At 73.0% G+C, this 20,468-nt stretch carries 15 protein-coding genes; 10 read left to right on the top strand and 5 right to left on the bottom strand.

Annotation, left to right across the window (positions count from 1 at the left end; all coding sequences use genetic code 11):
* Nucleotides 1-1,233 (bottom strand): MFS transporter, encoded by a 1,233-nt coding sequence (locus ACRWK8_RS09325; protein WP_431869615.1) that lies wholly within the window; start codon nt 1,231-1,233, stop codon nt 1-3.
* Between the two features lie 69 nt (nt 1,234-1,302).
* Between ACRWK8_RS09325 and ACRWK8_RS09320 the strand changes: the two genes are divergently transcribed.
* Nucleotides 1,303-2,235, top strand: a complete 933-nt coding sequence (locus tag ACRWK8_RS09320; RefSeq protein ID WP_431869613.1) for a LysR family transcriptional regulator — start codon at nt 1,303-1,305, stop codon at nt 2,233-2,235.
* A gap of 15 nt (nt 2,236-2,250) precedes the next feature.
* Here the strand turns inward: ACRWK8_RS09320 and ACRWK8_RS09315 are convergent, their stop codons facing one another.
* Nucleotides 2,251-3,393, bottom strand: a complete 1,143-nt coding sequence (locus tag ACRWK8_RS09315; protein ID WP_431869611.1) for a hypothetical protein — start codon at nt 3,391-3,393, stop codon at nt 2,251-2,253.
* 200 nt (nt 3,394-3,593) lie between these two features.
* On the opposite strand from ACRWK8_RS09315, the gene ACRWK8_RS09310 reads away from it, so the two are divergent.
* Complete coding sequence (locus ACRWK8_RS09310; protein WP_431869609.1) at nt 3,594-4,379, top strand: SDR family oxidoreductase; 786 nt, start codon at nt 3,594-3,596, stop codon at nt 4,377-4,379.
* On the opposite strand, the gene ACRWK8_RS09305 is transcribed toward ACRWK8_RS09310, so the two are convergent.
* A complete protein-coding gene (locus ACRWK8_RS09305) occupies nt 4,376-5,836 on the bottom strand; it encodes an aldehyde dehydrogenase family protein (RefSeq protein WP_431869607.1) in 1,461 nt (486 codons plus the stop codon). The two genes, ACRWK8_RS09310 and ACRWK8_RS09305, sit on opposite strands and share 4 nt — an antisense overlap.
* Nucleotides 5,837-6,533: 697 nt before the next feature.
* Between ACRWK8_RS09305 and ACRWK8_RS09300 the strand changes: the two genes are divergently transcribed.
* Nucleotides 6,534-7,475, top strand: coding sequence for a ferredoxin family protein (locus ACRWK8_RS09300; RefSeq protein WP_431869605.1), 942 nt, complete (start codon nt 6,534-6,536; stop codon nt 7,473-7,475).
* A gap of 76 nt (nt 7,476-7,551) precedes the next feature.
* On the opposite strand, the gene ACRWK8_RS09295 is transcribed toward ACRWK8_RS09300, so the two are convergent.
* Nucleotides 7,552-8,598 (bottom strand): glycoside hydrolase family protein, encoded by a 1,047-nt coding sequence (locus ACRWK8_RS09295; RefSeq protein ID WP_378736379.1) that lies wholly within the window; start codon nt 8,596-8,598, stop codon nt 7,552-7,554.
* 210 nt (nt 8,599-8,808) lie between these two features.
* On the opposite strand from ACRWK8_RS09295, the gene ACRWK8_RS09290 reads away from it, so the two are divergent.
* The 5 genes from ACRWK8_RS09290 to ACRWK8_RS09270 all read left to right on the top strand — a co-directional run bounded on the left by ACRWK8_RS09290 (nt 8,809) and on the right by ACRWK8_RS09270 (nt 15,814).
* Nucleotides 8,809-9,897 (top strand): LacI family DNA-binding transcriptional regulator, encoded by a 1,089-nt coding sequence (locus ACRWK8_RS09290; RefSeq protein ID WP_378736381.1) that lies wholly within the window; start codon nt 8,809-8,811, stop codon nt 9,895-9,897.
* Between the two features lies 1 nt (nt 9,898).
* On the top strand, nt 9,899-11,521 hold the full coding sequence (locus tag ACRWK8_RS09285) for an FAD-dependent oxidoreductase (RefSeq protein WP_431869602.1): 1,623 nt from the start codon (nt 9,899-9,901) through the stop codon (nt 11,519-11,521).
* A gap of 104 nt (nt 11,522-11,625) precedes the next feature.
* The gene (locus tag ACRWK8_RS09280) at nt 11,626-13,806 is read left to right on the top strand and encodes a hydantoinase/oxoprolinase family protein (RefSeq protein WP_431869600.1); all 2,181 of its coding nucleotides are present in this window, start codon (nt 11,626-11,628) and stop codon (nt 13,804-13,806) included.
* Nucleotides 13,803-14,486, top strand: coding sequence for a hypothetical protein (locus tag ACRWK8_RS09275; RefSeq protein ID WP_431869598.1), 684 nt, complete (start codon nt 13,803-13,805; stop codon nt 14,484-14,486). The genes ACRWK8_RS09280 and ACRWK8_RS09275 overlap by 4 nt, the downstream gene beginning before the upstream one ends.
* Complete coding sequence (locus ACRWK8_RS09270; RefSeq protein WP_431869596.1) at nt 14,483-15,814, top strand: transporter; 1,332 nt, start codon at nt 14,483-14,485, stop codon at nt 15,812-15,814. The genes ACRWK8_RS09275 and ACRWK8_RS09270 overlap by 4 nt, the downstream gene beginning before the upstream one ends.
* A gap of 77 nt (nt 15,815-15,891) precedes the next feature.
* Here ACRWK8_RS09270 and ACRWK8_RS09265 read toward each other — a convergent pair whose 3' ends face one another.
* A complete protein-coding gene (locus ACRWK8_RS09265; protein ID WP_431869594.1) occupies nt 15,892-17,694 on the bottom strand; it encodes a serine/threonine protein kinase in 1,803 nt (600 codons plus the stop codon).
* A 307-nt stretch (nt 17,695-18,001) separates the two neighbouring features.
* Here ACRWK8_RS09265 and ACRWK8_RS09260 point away from each other — a divergent pair, with 307 nt between their 5' ends.
* Together ACRWK8_RS09260 and ACRWK8_RS09255 are read left to right on the top strand one after the other, a co-directional pair.
* Nucleotides 18,002-19,255 (top strand): cytochrome P450, encoded by a 1,254-nt coding sequence (locus tag ACRWK8_RS09260; protein WP_378736393.1) that lies wholly within the window; start codon nt 18,002-18,004, stop codon nt 19,253-19,255.
* 72 nt (nt 19,256-19,327) lie between these two features.
* On the top strand, nt 19,328-20,419 hold the full coding sequence (locus ACRWK8_RS09255; protein WP_431869656.1) for an endo-1,4-beta-xylanase: 1,092 nt from the start codon (nt 19,328-19,330) through the stop codon (nt 20,417-20,419).
* Nucleotides 20,420-20,468 lie beyond the last annotated feature (49 nt).

Here is a 20,468-nt window from a genome sequence, read left to right as displayed (position 1 = left end):
TCAGACGAGGTCGGGGGCCGGGAGGCGGCGCAGGCGCAGCGCGATGAGGCCCGCCAGCGCGGTGAGGGACAGCGCGAGGACCACGGTGCCGTTCCAGCCCACCGCGTCGTAGACCACACCGCCGAGCCAGCCGAAGAGGCTGGCGCCCAGGTAGTAGGCGAGCGTGTAGACGGCCGTCGCCTGCGCGCGACCCCGGTGCGCGTGGGAACCCACCCAGGCCGAGGCGGTGGCGTGGGCGCAGAAGAAGGCGAAGGTCAGCAGGAGCAGGGCCAGCAGGAGCAGGAGCACCGAGGTGGTGAACAGCCCGCCCAGGCCCAGGAGCAGGAGCAGGGTGGCGGTGGTGAGGACCCCGTACCTGCCCCAGCGCTGGGTGGCCGAGCCCGCCAGGCCCGAGCCGAGCATCCCCGCCGTGTAGGACAGGAAGAGCAGGGACGCGACCGCCTGCGACAGGCCGAAGGGCTGGTCGGTGAGGCGGAAGCCGAGCACGTTGTACACGGCCATGAACGCGCCCATGAGCAGCAGGGCCTGGGCGTACATGGGGAGGAGCCCCCGCGTGGTCAGGGCCGCCCTGAGCCGGGCCCCCAACCGGTCGCCGGTCGCGCTGGCCCGGGTGGGCGCCCCGGACTTCCGGCGCGGCAGCACCAGGACGAACACCAGGAGGGCGACCAGGCCGAGGAGGGTGTTGGCGGCGACCCCCCACTGCCATCCCCCGAGGTCGGCGGCGAACCCGGCGAGGAGGCGCCCGCCCATACCGCCGAGCGGGTTCCCGGCGATGTACAGGCCGGTGGCCTTGGGTGCGTCGCGGGGATGGATCTCCTCCGCCAGGTAGGCCACGGCCGCGGCGGAGACACCGCCGAGGGCGGCGCCCTGGAGGGTGCGCAGGAGCAGGAGCGTCCACAGGTCGGTGGAGAAGGGCACGGCGGCGCCCAGGAGGGTGGCCAGCAGCAGGGAGAGCGCGATGACGCGGGCGCGGCCGACACGGTCGGCGGCGCCGCTCCAGATCAGGGTGAACCCGGCCAGCCCGCCGGTGGCCAGGGAGACGGCGAGGGCGGCCTGCCCGGCGGAGGTGTCGAAGCCGTCCGCGATGGCGGGCAGGATCGGCTGGACGGACCACAGCTGGGCGAAGGTGGCCACGGCGGCCGCCACCAGGGCGATGACCGTGCGCCGGTAGTCGGCCGTGCCCGCGCGGGGGCGCGGGTCGAGGTGCGTGGGGGAACTGCTGGTCACGGTCATGCCCCAACGCTAGGAAGACCGCTTTCATACGTCCAATGCATGGATTCACGTTGTTGCATACTGATCCGTATGAATGATCCTGATGTGGAGGCGTTGACCCGCACGCTGGCACCCCGGTTGCGGATGATCTCGGCGGTCGCCCGCACCGAGCACGTCACCCACGCGGCCGAGGCGCTGGACATGCCCCAGCCCACGCTGAGCAGGGCCTTGGCCCGCTTGCAGGAGGAACTGGGGATGGCGCTGGTGGAGCGCACGGGGCGGGGTGTGCGGCTGACGCGCGCCGGGCGGCTGCTCCTGCCGCACGTGGAGCGCGCCCTGGACGACCTGCGGCAGGGAGTGGCCGAACTCACGGGCGCGGAGGAGGGGCGGGTGGCACTGACGTTCCTGCCCACGCTGGGGGTGGAGGTGGTGCCGGTGCTGCTGCGGGGGTTCCGCGCCGAACATCCGAAGGTGCGGTTCACCCTGACCCAGGAGGCGTGGGCGGAGTCGTTGCGCCGGGTGGCCTCGGGCGGCGCGGACCTGGCGCTGACCTCCCCGCTGCCGTCCGGGTCGGGGCTGGTATCGGCGGTCCTGCACACGCAGTACCTGCGGCTGGTGGTGCCCGAACACCATCCGTTGGCGGGTGGGGGCGCCGTGTCACTGGCCGCCGTCCACGACGAGTTCATCCTGCTCAAGCCCGGTCGAGGGGTCCGGCACCTGACGGACCGGCTCAGCGACCAGGCGGGGTTCACGCCCAGGGTGGCGTTCGAGGCCGACGACATCGCGACGGCCAGGGGGCTGGTGGCGGCGGGCCTGGGGGTGTCGGTGCTGCCCGCGCGCCCGAAGGGAGCGCTGGTGGGGACGGTGGAACTGACGATCCGGGACGGGCGGGCGGAGCGGCCCGTGGGGGTGGTCTGGCCCGAGCAGGGGTCGGGCGGCGGTTACGAACCCCCCGCGGTGGCGTCGTTCCGCGACTACGTGCGCCGGGTGGGGCCCAGGGTCATCCCCGACCTCACGGGGTGAACGCTCCCCTGCGGGTCAGTCCGCCTCCCCGATCCCCAGCCCGGGCGCGCAGCTGAACTCCTCCGGTGTCTCGTGGCACGGGACGAAGGTCCGGCCCCCCGCGTCGGGGAAGGCGTAGCCCGCCAGCCAGTACTGCGCCGGCCGGCGCGGCGGGACGTCGACGACGAAGGGCCGGTCGTCGTCGCGCAGGATGACCTCCCCCGTGTTCTGCCGGGCGTCGAGGTAGCGCGCCTCGATCTCCCACTCGCAGGACCGGCCCGTCACCTGTGCCTCCACCCGGAGACCACCGGGTTCCAGTCCGCCCCCGAGGTCGATCCGCCTGCGGTTGAAGAAGGGCTCCCCCTGGTCGGGGCCCTCGTCGGAGATGTACAGCATCGGGTCGTGGTGGTTCAGGTCCACGACCACGCCCGGGTAGGAGGCGGCGCCGGACGGTGGCTGGTGGACGACGGTGACGGCGGTGGGGTCCGCGCAGGACACGTTCACCGGGTTCATGTCCACGATGCTGAGCTGGGAGGCGCGCGCGGACATGAGGTTCAGGGTGAACACGGCCGTGCCGTGCCCTCCCGTTCCACCCGTCCACCCCTCCCTGGTCGGGGCGGACCCGGGCCCGGCGGGGAGGGGGATCATCCGCCCGCCCAGGGGACGGAGGAACTCCCACACCTCCGAGGCGGGGGTGGCCTGGAGCGTGCGGCCCTCCTCCGCCGTCAGCGGGCGGTCCAGGACGACGCTGAAGGAGTCGAAGGACGTGGTGTCGTAGGTGACGTCGCTGGTGAAGGGCTCGCCCTCCCCGTCCAGGGCCCGCTCCGCCTCCCTCTGCTCACGGAGCCGCGCCTCCGTGGACCACAGGTCGTAGACGTAGGTCCCCGCGAACCCGGCCAGGCCCGCGAGCAGGGTCAGCACGACGTAGACCGCCCAGGCCCGCGCGCGCACGTGCCACGGAGCGCCCCGCCCCTCGGGGAAGTAGCGCTCCCGGAGGACTCCGGAGACCGAGGGCCCGTCGGTCCGCGACCGAGCGCGGGCCCGCCTCCCCAGTCGTGTCCGCAGGGTCCTCGCCCACCGGAGGACCCCGGGTAACAGCCGTCTGGGGGACGGCCGGGCGGAGGGGCCGGGCACGGCCCGGTCGTCCTCGGGGTGCTGCCCTTCCTCACGCTGACTCACGGGGGTCTCCTCACGCCGTCGCGTTCCGGCGAACACGTGAGGCCAAGGTAGTTCCGGAGCCGGGGACACGGCGGTCGTTGGCCGGTACCGGACTCCGGAGGTGACGGACGGCGGAAGGCCCGCACCATGGCCTGCGCGGAGGACACCTCGGAGACCAAAACCCTTTGTGGGGGCCGCCTCCGGTGAGCAGGATGGGCACCATGAACGCTCACCCACGCCCCTCCGAGACCTCCGCCCGCCCCGTCGCCCTGGTCACCGGGGTGGGCCGCACCGTCGGCATCGGCGCGGCGATCGCCCGCCGGTTGGCCGCCTCCGGCTGGGACGTGGCCCGCACCCAGTGGACCCCCTACGACGACCGCATGCCCTGGGGCGTGGAACACGGCGCCACCGACACCGTGGGCGCCGAACTCACCGGGCTCGGCGCGGCCACGGTCGCGGTCGAGGCCGACCTGGCCGACCCCGGGACACCGACGCGCGTCCTCGACGAGGTCGAACAGCGCCTGGGGCCGGTCCGTGCCCTGGTGATGTGCCACTGCGAGTCGGTGGACTCGGGGCTGCTGGACACCACGGTGGAGAGCTTCGACCGCCACTTCGCGGTGAACGCCCGCGCCTCCTGGCTGCTGGTGCGTGAGTTCGCCCGGCGTTTCCACGGCGAGCACGGCAGCGGCCGGATCATCGCCCTGACCAGCGACCACGTGGTACACAACCTCCCCTACGGGGCGAGCAAGGGCGCCCTGGACCGGATCGTGCTGGCCTCGGCGCGCGAACTCGCGCACCTGGGCGTGACCGCGAACGTGATCAACCCGGGCCCGGTGGACACCGGGTGGATGCCCGACCAGGTGCGCGACGCGTGCACCGCGCACACCCCGCTGGGCCGCCTGGGCACCCCGCGCGACACCGCGCACCTGGTCGACTTCCTGTGCTCACCGCAGGGCGGCTGGATCAACGGCCAACTCCTGAACAGCGACGGCGGGATCTCCGCCTAGAACGGGTGGCGGGCGGGCTCGGTCCGCATGGTGATCCACTGGGTCTCGGTGAAGGCCTCCAGGTTGGCGCGGGTTCCGCCGAAGCGCGCGCCCGTGCCGGAGAACCCGACCCCGCCGAAAGGGGCCACGGCCTCGTCGTCGACGGTCTGGTCGTTGATGTGCACGATCCCGCTGGGGACCCGGTCCGCGATCTCCATCCCGCGCATCGGGTTGGTGGTGACCACCCCCAACGAGAGGCCGTACTCGGTGGAGTTGGCCAGCTCCACCAGTTCGTCCACCGTGGAGAAGCGCACCACCGGCGCGACCGGGCCGAACACCTCCTCCGCGAGGGCGGGGGTGTTCGGACGCACCCGGTCAAGGACGGTGGGCCGGTAGAACAGGTCCTGGTAGGTGCCGCCCGCGCGCAGCCGGGCCCCGGCCTCGACGCTGCTGGTGACCAGGTGGTGGATCCGGTCGCGCTGGGCGGCGTCGATGATCGGGCCGAGCTCCGCGCCGTCCTCCTCGGTACTGCCCACCACCAGGGCGTCGGCCTTGGCGGCGAGGCGTTCCACGTAGGCGTCCGCGATCGACTCGTGCACCAGGTGGCGGCCGGTGGTCATACAGATCTGCCCCTGGTGCAGGAAGGACCCCCACGCGCCGATGGACGCGGCCTGCTCCACGGCCGCGTCCTCCAGGACGACCAGCGGCGAGTTGCCGCCCAACTCCAGGTGGGCGCGCTTGAGATGGCGGGCGGCGGCCTCGCCCACCCTGCGTCCGGCCGGGGTGGAGCCGGTGAAGGAGATGACCCGCACCTGGGGCGCGGCGACCAGCGCCTCCCCGGCCTCGACCCCGCCGGGCAGGACCTGGAGAACGCCCTCGGGGACGCCCGCGCGGCGGAACACCTCCGCGAGGACCGCGCCCCCGCACACGGCGGTGCGCGGGTCGGGCTTGAGGATGACGGCGTTGCCCAGGGCGAGCGCGGGCGCGACCGAGCGGATGCCCAGGATGAGCGGGACGTTGAAGGGCGCGATGACGCCGACCACGCCCGCCGGGACCTGGCGGGAGAGGCTGAGGCGGGGTTGGGCGGTGCGCAGGACCTCGCCGTGCGGCTGGGAGGCCAGGGCGGCGGCCTCGAAGCACTCTCCGGAGGCGACGTGCACCTGGAACCCGGCCATCCCGGCGGCGGCCCCGCCCTCCCTGCGCAGCCAGCCGATGATCTCCTCCTCGTGCTCCTCCAGGAGGTCCCCGGCGCGGCGCAGCACGGCGGCGCGCCGTTCGTAGGAGGCGGCGGCCCAGGCGGTCTGAGCCCTGGCCGCGCGGGCGGCGGCGTCGTGGACGTCCTGGGCCCCGGCGAGGCCGACGCGGCCCAGGACCGTGCCGGAGGAGGGGGAGACAACCTCGGCGTCCCCGCCCCGGGCCGGGGTCCACGCTCCGGTGAAGAGGGCGGACGTGTACTCCTCGGCGTCGAGCAGGCTCACGGTGGAACTCCTTGCGGATGAGGGGGTGCGGGCGGTGGTGGGGTGGATGCTCGGTGACGCCGGATCCGGCCCCGAGTGGCGCCCTCTCCAGGGGGGTGAGGTCGGCGGGCACGCTCTCTCACGGGCCGCGGCCTCGCGGCCGGAGGGCGACGACGGAGCCGGGCGGCGACGCGGGCGGGCGCCGGGTGCGCTCGGGGACCGGGGCGGGGAGTCGGCGGACGCCGAGCGGTACCGTCCCGGCCCGTGTCCGGCGAGGACGGGGTGGGGCAATCGCGGCTCCGGCGGTGAGGGGTGGGGCGCGGACCGACCAGGGTCGTACGCCTGCCGAACACGTGTTCTGCGAGTGAACCTAGGTGATCCACGACACCGGGGTCAAGGCGCACCGGGGCACGCGGGGCACGCGAACCCCACGTACCCGGACGACCGGGCCTGGTCGGGGCCGCCTCGGGGTCTCGACCCCGCGGCCGCACGGACCCAGGGGCCCACACCGAGGGACTCGGCGACCACGGACGAAGCGGAGAGACCGGGAACCCGAAGGAAAGCGCCCCCACACGAGCCCCCGACACCCGCTCCCACCCGCGAGGACAGGGCAGGATAGGGTAGCCTAACCAAACAGACACACGGGTGGGGCGTCCTCCCCCGCCGACGCCCCCGTGTGCGCGACAGCAGTGAGCACCATCCGATTGGACGTGGACCCGTGCGGCTACCCACCGCCCCGGACGGCCGACGAGGCTGTTCGGCCCTGGCCCGCTACACCGACGAGCAGATCGCGGGAACCGCCGGCCGCACCGGCGGATGGCTGCTGATCGAGCACGACGGCCCCTGGCGCCACCCGGCCCTCGCCAGCGAGGGCCTGGACCGGGCCGTCGTCTCCGAGCTGACCCGACGCATCGCCGGTCACGACGTCCGCCCCCAGCTCATCAAACGCCCCGGCGCCAGGGACCGCACCCGCACCGGCCGCCCATCGCGCGCCTACCTCGTCCACACCAGCCGCACCCACCCCTGGGCCCGCCGCGTGGACTTCCACGACCTCGCGGAACTCCTGGACATCGACGTCACCGCCGCCGAACACCCCGAACCGCCCGAGTTCGGCCACCCCGTGGACCACACCCTCTACCTGGTCTGCACCCACGCCAAGAAGGACCCCTGCTGCGCGATGCTGGGCCGCCCGGTCGCCGCGGCCCTGTCCGGCGGGCAGGCCGAGGTCTGGGAGACCACCCACGTGGGCGGAGACCGCTTCGCCGCCAACCTCGTGGCCCTGCCCCAGGGCGTGTACTTCGGTCGGCTGACCCCGGAGTCGGCCCAGGACACCGTCGCCGCCTTCGAGCGCGGCCTCGTCCTGCCCGAGAACTACCGGGGCCGCTGCACCGACTCCTCCCCCGCGCAGGCCGCCGAGGCCGCACTGCGCGCCCGGCTCGGCGTACCGGTGGGCGTCGACGCCCTCACCCACCTGGCCGAGGAGGAGACCGCGAAGGGCGCCCGCGTCACGCTCGGCCACGACGGCGGACTCTACTCGGTGGAGGTCGAGACCGAGGAGGGCACGGAGTGCCCCAGCACGTGCTCGGCGCTCTCCCCCACACGCCCGGTCTTCCACCGGGTACGCACCATCAGCGCGGAGCGCAGCGGCGCCTCCGCCTGAGCCCGGGACACGAGCCGGGCCACGAACAGGGGACCGGCCCCGTGGCGCGGGGCCGGTCCCCCTCACGTGCGCCGACTCACCCGGAGCGCGCGATGGCGATGGTCGCCCCGAGCCGGTGCCCCGCCTCGTAGAACATGTACTCCCGGCCACCGTCCACCGCGTAGGACGGCGCGGCCGAACGGCCCCCGTCCGGCGGCCCGCCCATCGGGGTGTGCACCACCCCCATGTGGCGGCGCGTCCCGAAGTCCCGACCCACCTCGGTCATCCGGATGTCGCCCCGGTCGGTGTGGTAGACGACGTAGGTGCTGCCGCCCCGGATCACCAGGTGCGGCCCGGACAGGTCGGACACCCCCACGTCGGCGTGGCCGACCAGCGGGTCCGGGTCGAAGTCGAAGGTGATGCCGTCGGCGGACCACCCCCACCCGATGGAGCGGTTGTTCCCCGGGCCGTTGCGCATGAACACCATGACGTACCGCGCTCCCCGGTCGGGCAGGGGGTGCTCGAACACGCGCGCGTAGGAGGTCTCGGTGGTGCCCGGCACCATGGCCGTGGTCAGCACCTCGCCCGCGTAGGTGAAGTTCACGCCGTCGCGCGAACGCGCCAGCCGCGTCGTGTGGTTCTCCCCGTGGAAGTACAGCCACATCTCCCGGTGCTCGGCGTTCCACAGCGCGTGCGGTGAGGACACGTGGCTGACCCGGTAGTGGGGCTCCCACACGTTGGCGACGACGGGGTTGCCGGGGTGCTCGGTGAAGGGGCCCTCCAGGCTGTCGCCGTAGGCCAGGCAGAGACCCCCGGGGTCCTCGTGCGGAGCGTAGTAGAGCAGGAAGCGGCCGGGGGCGTCGGGCAGACGTCCACCGGTCCCCCGGATACAGGGGAAGATCAGCTCCCCGGTCGGGTTGTAGGCCAGCGACGAGGTGTCCAGCGCCTCGCGCAGGTAGGTGAACGCGGGAAGCACGTCGGCCGTGGTGGTGGCGGTCCCGGCGTGGGCGGCGGCCGGGACCGCGCCCGTGGCGAGCAGGGCGGCGGCGCCGGTGCCGAGCAGCGCGGTACGGCGATCGACACCGCCGACGGGTGACGGGGACGGTGGGGGCTGGTTCTCCGGGTTCGCGCGGTGGTCGGGCATGGCGGATCCCTTCCGGAGCGGGGTCGGGGGACGCACTCCAGGGCACCGAGTCTCACCGGCGCCGATGCGCTGGTCAAGGGTCTAATACGTATTAGCGAAACACTCCGTTCTCCACGGGGAAATCCCCGTTCCTCCCCTTGACACCGCGCATGAGCCAGCTCACAGTCATGGACTAATGCGCATTAGCACGCCCCCTCGGAGGAGTGACAGGTGAACCAACCCAGGCCGACCGGACGGCGCAGACCCCGCCAGTCCGACATCGCCCGGCTCGCGGGGGTCTCCCAGGCCACCGTCTCCCTGGTTCTGCGCGGCACACCGGCCGGGATGGCGCTGGCCAAACGGACCCGGCAGAGCGTCCTGGACGCCGCCGAGGAGCTCGGGTACGTCCCCGACCCGGTCGCCACCCGACTGGCCTCGGCCACCAACGCCATGCTCGGCCTGTACACCTTCAGCGCCACCTTCCCCACGGACGTGGCGCACTCCTACTACCCGATCCTGGTCGGAGTGGAGGAGGAGGCCGCCGCCCAGGGACAGGACCTGATCCTGTTCACCGGCTCGGCCCGCACCGCCGGGCGCGCCGACGACCCGGCCGCCGTCCGCCGCGTCCGCGTGGCCGACGGATGCCTGTTCTTCGGACGGCACGTGCCCGAGGAACCCGTCCGGCGGCTGGCCGAGGACGGCTTCCCCTTCGTCTACATCGGCCGCCGGGACGAACCCGGCGTGCCCTACGTGGGCGCCGACTACGTCTCCGCCTCGGCCGAGGTGGTGGCCCGCCTCGCCGCCCTGGGCCACCGCACCCTGCGCTACCTGCGCGAACACGACCAGGCCCCGGCGTCGTCGGACCGCGAGGAAGGAGTCCTGCGGGGCGCCCGGGAGGCCGGACTCGACACCGCCGACCTGGTGGTGCGCACCGACGGCCGCGACCTGGACACCCGGTTGCGGGACTGGCGCGCGGCGGGCGTCACCGCGGTCGTGGTCGAACAGACCGACACCGGCGCCGCCCTGGACGGGCTGGGCGCCGCCGTCGACGCAGCGGGCCTGCGCTGCCCCGAGGACCTCTCCCTGGCCCTGCTCGGCGCCCCCACCGGCACCCGCGGAACCGCCCCGGGCGGCGGGGCGGACTTCGGCGGATTCGTCGTACCGATGCGCGCGATGGGCCGCGACGCGGTCCGCCTGCTCCTGCGCCTGATCGGCGGCGACCGATCCGAACCCACCCGCAGGCTCCTGCCCTGCGAACCGGTCGAGGGCGGCACCCTCGCCCCCGCGCCGTCCCCGACACACCACCCCCGAAAGGACTGACATGACCCAGATCAGTACCGAGATCCTCGTCGTCGGCGCCGGACTGGGCGGGGTCGCCGCCGCCCTGGCCGCCGCCGACTCCGGCCGCCGCGTCGTCATCACCGAGCCGACCGACTGGATCGGGGGCCAGCTCACCTCCCAGGCCGTCCCACCCGACGAGAACCCGTGGATCGAGCAGTTCGGCGCCACCGCCTCCTACCGCAGGCTGCGCGAGGGCATCCGCGACCACTACCGGCGCGTCTACCCGCTGCGCGCCGAAGCCGCCCGCGTACGCGAGCTCAACCCCGGCGCGGGCCGGGTCAGCAAACTCTGCCACGAGCCCCGGGTGGCCCTGGCCGTGCTGGAGGAGATGCTCGCCCCGCACCGATCGGCGCAGCGCGTCACCCTCCTGCCGCGCCACCGGCCCGTCCAGGCCCACACCGACGGCGACCAGGTCACCGCGGTGGTCTTCGAGGACCACGAGGGCGACCGCCACACGGTCACCGCTGCCTACGTCCTGGACGCCACCGAGGACGGCGACCTGCTGCCCATGGCCGGGATCGCGCACGTCACCGGTGCCGAGGCCCGCTCCGAACACGACGAACCCCACGCCCCCGAGACCGCCGACCCCACCAACCTCCAAGGAATCACCTACTGTTTCGCGATGTCCCACCACGAGGGTGAGGACCACACCATCGAGCGCCCGTACATGTACGACTTCTGGCGCTCCTACCAGCCCGACTTCTGGCCCGGCCCCCTGCTCGGCTTCTCCGCGCCCGACCCCCGCTCACTGGAGCCGGTCCCCCGCACCTTCGTGCCCAACCCGGACGTGGACCCGCTGGACGTCGACGCCGACCAGAGCGCCGACGCCGGCGACAAGGAACTGTGGGGGTTCCGCCGTATCCTGGCCCGCAAACTGCACACCGAAGGTGCCTTCGACTCCGACATCACCCTCGCCAACTGGCCACTGAACGACTACTGGCTCACCCCGGCCCTGGAGATCGAGGGCCACGTGGACGCCGAAACGGTCGAGCGGGCACACGAGGAGGCGCGCCAACTGTCCCTCTCGGTCATGTACTGGCTACAGACCGAAGCCCCCCGCGCCGACGGCGGCCGGGGCTTCCCGGGCCTCAAACCGCGCCCCGACGTCACCGGAGGCGCCCACGGCCTGGCCAAGGCCGCCTACGTGCGCGAGTCCCGCCGGATCAGGGCGGTCACCACCGTCACCGAGCACGACGTGTCCATGGACATCGTCGGCCCCTACGGCATCGTGCGCCGCCACGACTCGGTCGGTGTCGGCAACTACCGCATCGACCTGCACCCCTCCACCGGCGGCGACAACTACGTCGACATCGCCAGCGTGCCCTTCGAGATCCCCCTGGGAGCGCTCCTCCCCGCACGCGCGACCAACCTCCTGCCCGCCGCCAAGAACATCGGCACCACCCACATCACCAACGGCTGCTTCCGACTGCACCCCGTGGAGTGGAACATCGGCGAGGCCGCCGGACGACTGGCCGCCTTCGCCCTGGACCGCGACACCACCCCGCACGCCGTACACGAGAAGGACGAGCTCCTCCAGGACTTCACCGCGCTCCTGGAGCGCACCGGCGTCGAGCGCCACTGGCCCGACGTCCGCGGCTACTGACCCCGAGGACCACCGACCAGCGCGACCACCGCCGGGGCGGAGCCCACCGGGCACCGGCCCCGCCCCGGCACACCCCCCGGCACCACCGCACAGACAGGCCCCCCATGAGCGACCCGACCCCACCCCCGGCCCGCGACCCCGTACGCGTCGGCATCGACGTCGGCGGAACCTTCACCGACGCCGTCGCCGTCAGCGCCACCACCTACGCCCTCCTGGGCCAGGTCAAGGTCCCCACCAGCCACGACCACGCCGACGGCGTCGCCCACGGCATCATGACCGCCCTGCGACGACTGCTCGACAGCATCGGCGTGGGCGCCGACGACGTCGGCTTCCTCGCGCACGGCACCACCCAGGCCACCAACGCCCTGCTGGAGGGCGACGTCGCCACCATCGGGATCGTGGGAGTGGGCACCGGCTTCGACGCCCTGGCCACAAGGCGTCTGCGCTCCCTCGGCAAACTACGACTCGACTCCGGCCACGCCCTCCCGGTCCGCTACGCCGCCCTGCGCGAACCGGAGAGCCCCGAGGCCGCCCTGGCCAGCGTCGACGCGGTCATCGCCGAGGGCGCCGAGGTGGTCGTCGCGGTCGAACCCTTCAGCGTCGACGACCCCCGGGGCGAACGCACCGTCCTGGACGCCGCCGCCACACGAGACGTCCCCGCCACCGCCACCCACGAGATCACCCAGCTCTACGGCCTCGGCAAACGCGCCCGCACCGCGGCGCTCAACGCCGGAGTGATGCCCCGCATGCTCCAGACCGCCGACCTCGTCGAGAGCAGCATCCTCAAAGCAGGGGTGCGCGCCCCCCTCATGGTGATGCGGTGCGACGGCGGCGTGATGTCGCTCCCGGAGATGCGCCACCGCCCCCTCCTCACGGTCCTGTCCGGCCCCGCCGCCGGGGTCGCCGGAGCACTCATGGGCGAGAAGGTCAGCGAGGGCGTCTTCCTGGAGACCGGCGGCACCTCCACCGACGTCAGCGTCATCCGGCGCGGCCGCGTCCAGATCCGCCACACCGAACTGGGTGGCAAGGAGACCTACCTCTCCGCCCTGGACGTGCGCACCATCGGCATCGGCGGCGGCTCCCTGATCCGGGTCACCGGCACCGCGCCCCGCCGCTCCTCCCTGACCGACGTCGGTCCGCGCAGCGCCCACATCGCCGGCCTGCCCTACGCGTGCTTCACCGACCCCGCCAGACTGGAGGGCGCGCGCCTCGTCACGCTCAGGCCCCTGGAGGGCGACCCCGCCGACTACGCGGTCCTGGAGAGCGACGCCGGCCGGTTCGCGCTCACCGTCACCTGCGCCGCCAACGCCGCCGGTCTGGTCCCCGAGGGCGACTACGCGCGCGCCGACCCCGCCACCGCCCGCACCGCCCTGGAACCGCTCGCCGAGGCCCTGGGCACCGACGTCGAGGACGCGGCCCGCCAGGTCCTGCACCGGGCGACCGACCGTGTCTCCCAGGTCGTGGACACCCTCGTGGACGACTACGGCCTGGACCGCGACGTGTGCTCCCTGGTCGGCGGCGGCGGAGGCGCCGCCACCGTCACCCCCTACCTGGGCCAACGCATGGGACTGGACGCACGCATCGCCGCACACAGCGAGGTCATCAGCCCGCTGGGGGTCGCCCTGGCACTGGTCCGCGAATCGGTGGAACGCATCATCCCCGCCGCCACCCACGCCGACGTCCTGGCCGTACGGGCCGAGGCGGAGCAGGCCGTCCTCGACCAGGGCGCCGACCCGAGCGCCGTCGAGGTGGACGTCACCGTCGACCCCCAACGCAACCTGGTCACCGCCGTGGCCACCGGAGCCACCGAACTACGCACCAAGGACCGCTCCTCGGTGGCGGACGAGGCCGCCACCCGCGCCGCCGTCGCCACCAGCCTGGACGCGCGCCCCGAGGAACTCACCGAATACGCCGCCACCGACCAGTACCGGGTCCTGGGCCTGGTCCGCCGCCCCGGCGGCCCCCTCGGGCGCTTCACCCGGGAACGCACCCACGTGCGCGTCGTCGACTCCGAAGGGGTGGTGCGCCTGCACAGCTCCGACGCCGAAGTGGACACCCTCGTCGCCGGTGAGGCCGAGGGCGCACTCAAGGACCTGGTGGCCGAACGCACCGTCTACGGCGACGGCGGCGCCGTACCACCCGCGGTGTGGCTGCTGCTCGGCCCCAAGCTGGCCGACCTGTCCGGAGTCATGGACTCCGGACACCTGCTGGCCCTGGCCGGGACGGAGATCGCCCGACGCGGCCCCCAGGAGAAGGTCGTCGTCCTCATGGAGCGCCGCCGATGAACCCGACACCGCCCACACCAGCGCCCACGGTCAGTCTGCGCGAACGCTACGCCCGCATCGCCGACCAGAGCGAGGAGGAGCTGGCCACCGACCTGCTCGCCCTCACCCCCACCCACGGCGGACGAGACCGCGCACAGCTCCGCCACTGGGCCGCCACCGCCCTGGAGTTCGGCCGCGCGATGGCCGACTCCCGCACGGACACCCCCACCCCGCCGGAACCACCGATCACCGAGAGGGAACGGGGCGGGGTCAGCCCCCACGAGATCCTCCTCGCCGAGTACCTCCACCGCGGAGCCCGCTCCCAGGTGGTCGTCTACGGCGACGCCCTCACCTTCGCCCAACGCGTCGCCCGCGCCGCCGGATGGAGCCAGGACTACACCCCCGACGCCCTACGACAGGCCGCACTCGCCCACGAGGAGGCCCACCGCATCATGCACGGCGAACCCGGCCGGGAACTGCGCCGCCGAATCGACCACACCGCCCTGCGCCTCGGCCCACTACGCCTGCGCGGCCACGTGGTCGGCGCCGACGAGATCGCCGCGCACGCCTACGCCCACCACCGCTGCTCACTACGCCGCAGCCCGCTGGCGCTCACCGCCGCCATCGCCGCCGCCCTCACCCACCGGAACCCGCACCCACCAGGGCCGGGCCCCCGCACCACCCCCGGAGACCGCCCGTGACCGCCTTCGGAATCCTGCTCGCCATGGCGGTGGGCGTCGGCCTGATGCTGACCCGCCGCCTGCCCACCGCCTTCGCCCTCGTCCTGCTGTCCGTGACCATCGCACTCATCGCCGGAGCCCCACTCACCGGCGAGCAGGACAGCGTCGTCGGGACCGTCCTCCAGGAAGGCGCCCCACGACTGTCGGCGACCATGATCGCCATCCTCCTGGGCAGCTGGCTCGGCACCCTGATGTCCGAGACCGGCATCGCCTCCACCCTCGTGCGCAAGATCGTGGAGTTCGGCGGCGAACGCCCCTCGATCGTGGCCGTCGGGGTGTTCCTCATCGCCATCCTCTGCGGCAGCATCACCGGCTCCGCCCCCGCAGCGATGCTCGCCGGAGTGGTCGGCATCCCGGCGATGATCGCCGTCGGGGTCACCCCCACCGTCGCCGCCGGAACCGTACTCGTGGGCATCACCGCGGGCGTGCCCCTGGAACTGATCAACTGGCAGTTCCTGTCCGACGCCATCGGCGTCCCCGTCTCCACCGTCCAGTACTTCCAACTGCGCCTGTTCCCGATCGCCCTGGCCGGAGGCCTCGCCTACATCCTGATCGAGACGCGCCGCAAGGGCGCCCGGCACACCTGGGCCGTACGCGTCCCCGCCACCGCCGGAGGCGGCGGCACGAACCAGCCCCCCAGCCGACGGGAGAAGGCCGCCGAGCGCCGACGCCGACGCGGAGACGCCCCCTGGTACGCGCTGGTCACCCCGCTCGTACCGATCGTGCTCGCACTGGGATTCGAGATCCCCATCATCCCGTCCCTGCTGGCCGGCGTGGTCTTCGCCCTGATCACCGCCGTCGCCTGGCGGGAGATGACCACAACGGCCCTGCGCACCCTCTACCAGGCCTTCGACGTCGCGGCCCCACCCATCGTGCTGTTCATCGCGATCGGCATGCTCCTGGCGGCGGTCGGCCTGCCCGGCGCCGTCACCGCGCTCAGCCCCGTCGTCACCGCGATCAGCCCGAGCAACCCCTGGCTGTTCGTCCTGGTCTTCGCGCTGATGGTGCCGCTCAGCCTCTACCGCGGACCGATGAACATCTTCGGACTCGGCGCGGGCGTGGCGGGCGTCCTCATCTCCGGCAACATCTACCCCGCCGCCGCGGTCCTCGGCCTCATGGCCTCCTACGGGCAGGTACTGGGCGTCTCCGACCCCACGAGCACCCAGACCGTGTGGGCCTCCCAGTACGCCGGGATCCGCCCCGAACGCTCCATGCTCTCCACCCTGCCCTACACCTGGGTGATCGCCATCGGAGGCCTCATCCTGACCGTGTTCCTCCACCTGCTGTGACCACGCGAACGACGAGGGGGTGGGGCCGGCCGGGCCCACCCCCTCGTCACGCTCAGGACGCCGACGTCCGCCTCCCGTCAGCCCCAGAAACCGAAACTGAACAACAGGAAGTTGGTGGCCGCCATGGCCGCCAACGCCAACACCACACCCACCACGAACGACGTCCGCAGCGAACGCACCAGGTACTCCAACGACACCATGTTGTTGAGCAGGAAGTAGCCCAGCATCATCGCGTGCAGGAACCCGTCCACACTCCACGGCTCGAAGAAGAAGACCGACCCGGTCCACATGTCCGCCTCAGCCGTGAACCACGCCCACGCCAACGCCGCACCGTACCCCAACGGGATCTGGATCAGCGGGATGATCATCAGCGGCAGCAGCTTGACGAAACCCCACAGCCCCGGCTGGTCCGCCCGGCGCGCCTCCGCCTGCGCCCGACGGGCCGCGTCCTGCTCGGCGCGCAACCGGTCCCGGTGCGCCCGCTCGGCCTCCTGACGGCGCCGCTGCTCCTCCTGCTGCTCCTGGGCCCGACGCTGCTGACGCTGCTGCTCCATCTGCCGCTGACGCTGCTCCTCGGCACGACGGTACTGACCCTCCTGCTCCTGGCGGGGGTCGGCGCGCTGGTCCCGACGACCGCCGTACAGGTCCGCGTAGGGGTCCTCCGCACCGGGCCCGCCCTGACCGGACTGGTCCCGCGTCGGCTGGTACTGCGCCGTGGGCGGAACCTGACCGGACTGGCCCGGAGCCTGCGTGCCCGGGAAGGCCGCCGTCGGCTGATGCGGCGCCCCCTGCTGGCCACCCCACACCGAAGTCGCCCCCGCGGAGGGATCCTGCGTCCCGTACCCGCCCGAAGGCGCCACCCGCGTCGACTGGTCATCACCGAAGGCACCCGCGGCCGCCGCACCGGCCACCGCGCCGGCGGCACCCCCGAGCGCCGCCGCGCCACCCGCGCCCAGGAACTCCGTCCGCTGGTGACCACCGGTCGCACCGGGGTCCCCCGCCGACGTCGCCAACGCCTTGTTGACCTTGGCCACCTGCTCCTGCACACCCATCATCACGGCCGGAGGCAACCACGAGGACCCCGCGTGCACGTCCCCCAGGTAGTCCAGGATCTCGCCCGGAGCGGGCCGCCCCCGCACGTCCTTGGACAGACACGCCGCGATGAGGTGCCGCAACGACTCCGGAACCGCCGACAGGTCCGGTTCCCGACTGATGATGCGCATCACCATCGTGGGCATGTTGCCCTCACCGAACGGCCCCGTCCCCGCCGCAGCGAAGGCCAACACCGCGCCATAGGCGAACAGGTCACTGGCGGGAGTCAGCTCCGAACCCTGCACCTGCTCCGGACTCATGAACCCCGGTGTGCCGATCACCGACTGCGTCGCCGCGGTACCGTCGGTCGCCCGCGCGATACCGAAGTCGATCACCCGGGGCCCGTCCTCCGCCAGGAGCACGTTGCCCGGCTTGAGGTCACGATGGATCAACCCCACCCGGTGGATCTCGGCCAACGCCTCGGCCAGACCCGCCGCCAGGACCCGCACACTCGCCTCCGGCAACGGACCATGCGCCTGCACCGCCTCGTCCAACGGCAACGACGGCACGTAGGAGGTGACCAACCACGGCACCTCGTCATCCGGCCCGGCGTCGATCACCGGAGCCGTGAACGCCCCACTCACCTGACGCGCCGCGGTCACCTCCCGCGCGAACCTCTGCCTGAACGAGGGATCCGTGGCCAGATGCGGGTGGATGCGCTTGATCGCGACCGCGCGGCCACCGGCCGAGCGCCCGAAGAACACCTGACCCATGCCACCGGCGCCCAGGCGCCCGATCAGCCGGTACCGACCGACCCGCTCCGGATCAGAGTTCTCTAGCGGCCCCAACGTCCTCAACCTCCGGCTCTGCGGCGTCTTCCTACCGAACGGGGCCCCAGTCTAGGCGTTGGCCGCGCCCCCCGGACCACCCTCACGACGTGTGATCCGCACCCGCGCCCCGGGGTTCACACGAACCCGCAGGAGGAGGCCGACGCACCCCCCGCGCGAGCCGCCGCGACGAAGCGCAACCGACACGAACGCGCACCCACCCGACACGGTTCCCCCCCTGGCCACTGACGGCCAACTCCCCCGTTCCACCCAGGCACGAGGCCCCGGACGCCTAGGCTCGAAGCCCCACTGAGAGGAGTCACCCAGCATGCGGACACGCGACACCCTCCGCACCGACGCCCACCTCCGCCTGGCCCACGGCGTGTCGTGGCTCACCGCCCAGCGCGGAGACCACCCCAGCCGCCTCCTGCACTGGCCCTGGCGACAGAACCCCTACCCGACCTACCGCCGCATGCGCGAACAGGGACCGGTGGTCTCCAGCAGACTCGGCTTCCAGGCCGCCACCACCCGCGCCGCCGTCGACGAGGTCCTGCGCTCACGCGACTTCGGCGTCGAACCACCCGAGGGGACCACGGTCCCCGACCAGTACCGCGTCGTGGACCTGTCCTTCCTCCAACTCGACCCACCCGACCACACCCGGCTCCGCCGACTCGCCCGACCCGCGTTCAGCCCGCGCCGCATGACCGAGTACCGCACCGAGATCGAGAAGATCACCGGCGAACTCCTGGACGCCGCCCTGGCCCGGGACGACGTCGACCTCATGCGCGACTTCGCCCAGCCCCTGCCCATCGCCGTGATCAGCCGCCTGCTGGGCGTCCCCGAGCGCGACGACGCCGACTTCGTGCGGATCGGCTTCGTGATCGGCGCCGCCCTCGACGGCGCCAACTCGGCGCGTCACCTGCGGGAGATCCGCGACGCCACGGCAGAATTGGACCGGTTGTTCGGGCGCCTGATGGCCGAACGCCGCGCCGAACCACGTGAGGACGTGGTCTCCACCCTGGTCAGACAGTCCGACGACGGGGAACTGACCGCCAACGAACTCACCGCGATGTGCCGCCTGCTGCTCGTCGCCGGGTTCGAGACCACGGTGAACCTGATCGGGAACGGAGTGATGGCCCTGCTGCGCCACCGCGAACAGTGGGAACGGCTCACCGCCGACCCCGCACTGACCACCGGCGCCGTCGAGGAGGTCCTGCGCTTCGACTCCCCGGTACAGCTCACCGGGCGCTGGGCCCAGGCCGACACACGCGTCCAGGGAGTCCCGATCCGAGCCGGCCAGCAGCTCATGTGCCTCATCGGCTCCGCCAACCGGGACCCCGCCCACTTCACCGACCCCGACCGGTTCGACATCACCCGGCCCGACGCCGCCGAGCACCTGTCCTTCTCCGGAGGCGCCCACTACTGCCTGGGCGCACCACTGGCCCGACTGGAGGGCGAGATCGCCCTGCGCGCGCTCGCCGAACGGGCACCCGCGCTGCGACCCACCGGGACCCCCACACGACGGGGCACACTCACGGTACGGTCCCTCTCCGCGTTCCCCGTCTCCACCCGGAGCCGGTAGGAGGTGGGAGCCGACGGGGTACGCGGAACCGTCCGGCACGGTTGGCGCTCGGCCACGCGCGGGAAGGGCGTCCTGCTGACCGCCGGGGCGGTGTGCGTGATCGTGTTCCTGGTCGTGGCGGCGCTGGCCCTCATCCTCCCCGACCCGGACCGGGAACCGGCGAGCGAACTCCCGGCCCTGGCCCGCTCGCACGGGATCGACCTGGGCGTGGCCGTGGCGGTCAACCCGCTCACCCACGACTCCCGTTACCGCGACCTGGTCACCGACCACTACACGTCGGTGACGGCGGAGAACACCATGAAGTGGCAGTACGTCCAGCCCGAGCGCGGCACGTTCGACTGGAGCGGCCCGGACGCGGTGGTGAACCACGCCGGGGACCACGGGCTGTCGGTCCGGGGCCACACACTGCTCTGGCACAACCAGCTGCCGGACTGGCTCGCACAGGGGTCCTTCGACGCCGAGGAGCTGCGGGCGGTCATGCGGGAGCACTTCGGCGCGCTGATGGGCCGCTACGAGGGACGGGTCGCCTCCTGGGACGTGATCAACGAACCCTTCGAGGACGACTCCCCCCGCCTGCGCGAGAACCTCTGGCACCGGACCCTGGGCGAGGACTACGTCGCCGAGGCCCTGCGGACGGCACACGAGACCGACCCCGAGGCGAGGCTGTACATCAACGAGTTCGGAGTGGAGGGAAGCGGAGAGAAGGCCGACGCCCTGTACGAACTCGCCTCGGACCTGCTCGACCAAGGGGTACCCCTGCACGGCATCGGCTTCCAGGGGCACTTCGTGCACGGCGCCGTACCCGAGGACCTGGCCGAGAACATGCGGCGCTTCGCGGAACTGGGCCTGGACGTCGAGATCAGCGAACTCGACGTGCGCGTCCCCGAACCAGCCACCACCGAGGACCTGGAAGCCCAGGCCGACGAGTACCGGCACGTCCTGGAGTCCTGCCTCGCGGTGTCCCGCTGCGTGGGCGTGACCGTGTGGGGCGTGGCCGACGCGCACTCCTGGATCCCCGAGTGGTTCCCCGGGTACACCGCCGCACTGCCCTTCGACGACGACTACGCACCCAAACCCGCGCTCGGCGGCATGATCCAGGCGCTCAGCAGAGGCCGCCGAGCCCAGCCGCGCGCCACCACGAGGACGATGTCCGGCAGGCGATAGGCACACACCCTCCCCGCTCCCTCACCACGCCCGCCAGCGACGACGGGAG

The organism is Nocardiopsis eucommiae (genome assembly GCF_965344335.1).
In the GTDB taxonomy this organism is placed as follows: Bacteria; Actinomycetota; Actinomycetes; order Streptosporangiales; family Streptosporangiaceae; genus Nocardiopsis; species Nocardiopsis eucommiae.
This window is presented reverse-complemented; position numbering and strand designations above follow the sequence as displayed.

Excerpts from the sequence above, each read along its gene's own strand:
- ACRWK8_RS09325 (WP_431869615.1), bottom strand. The coding sequence starts at position 1,233 with ATGACCGTGACCAGCAGTTCCCCCACGCACCTCGACCCGCGCCCCCGC.
- ACRWK8_RS09320 (WP_431869613.1), top strand. The coding sequence starts at position 1,303 with ATGAATGATCCTGATGTGGAGGCGTTGACCCGCACGCTGGCACCCCGG.
- ACRWK8_RS09310 (WP_431869609.1), top strand. The coding sequence starts at position 3,594 with ATGAACGCTCACCCACGCCCCTCCGAGACCTCCGCCCGCCCCGTCGCC.
- ACRWK8_RS09295 (WP_378736379.1), bottom strand. The coding sequence starts at position 8,598 with ATGCCCGACCACCGCGCGAACCCGGAGAACCAGCCCCCACCGTCCCCG.
- ACRWK8_RS09285 (WP_431869602.1), top strand. The coding sequence starts at position 9,899 with ATGACCCAGATCAGTACCGAGATCCTCGTCGTCGGCGCCGGACTGGGC.
- ACRWK8_RS09280 (WP_431869600.1), top strand. The coding sequence starts at position 11,626 with ATGAGCGACCCGACCCCACCCCCGGCCCGCGACCCCGTACGCGTCGGC.
- ACRWK8_RS09275 (WP_431869598.1), top strand. The coding sequence starts at position 13,803 with ATGAACCCGACACCGCCCACACCAGCGCCCACGGTCAGTCTGCGCGAA.
- ACRWK8_RS09260 (WP_378736393.1), top strand. The coding sequence starts at position 18,002 with ATGCGGACACGCGACACCCTCCGCACCGACGCCCACCTCCGCCTGGCC.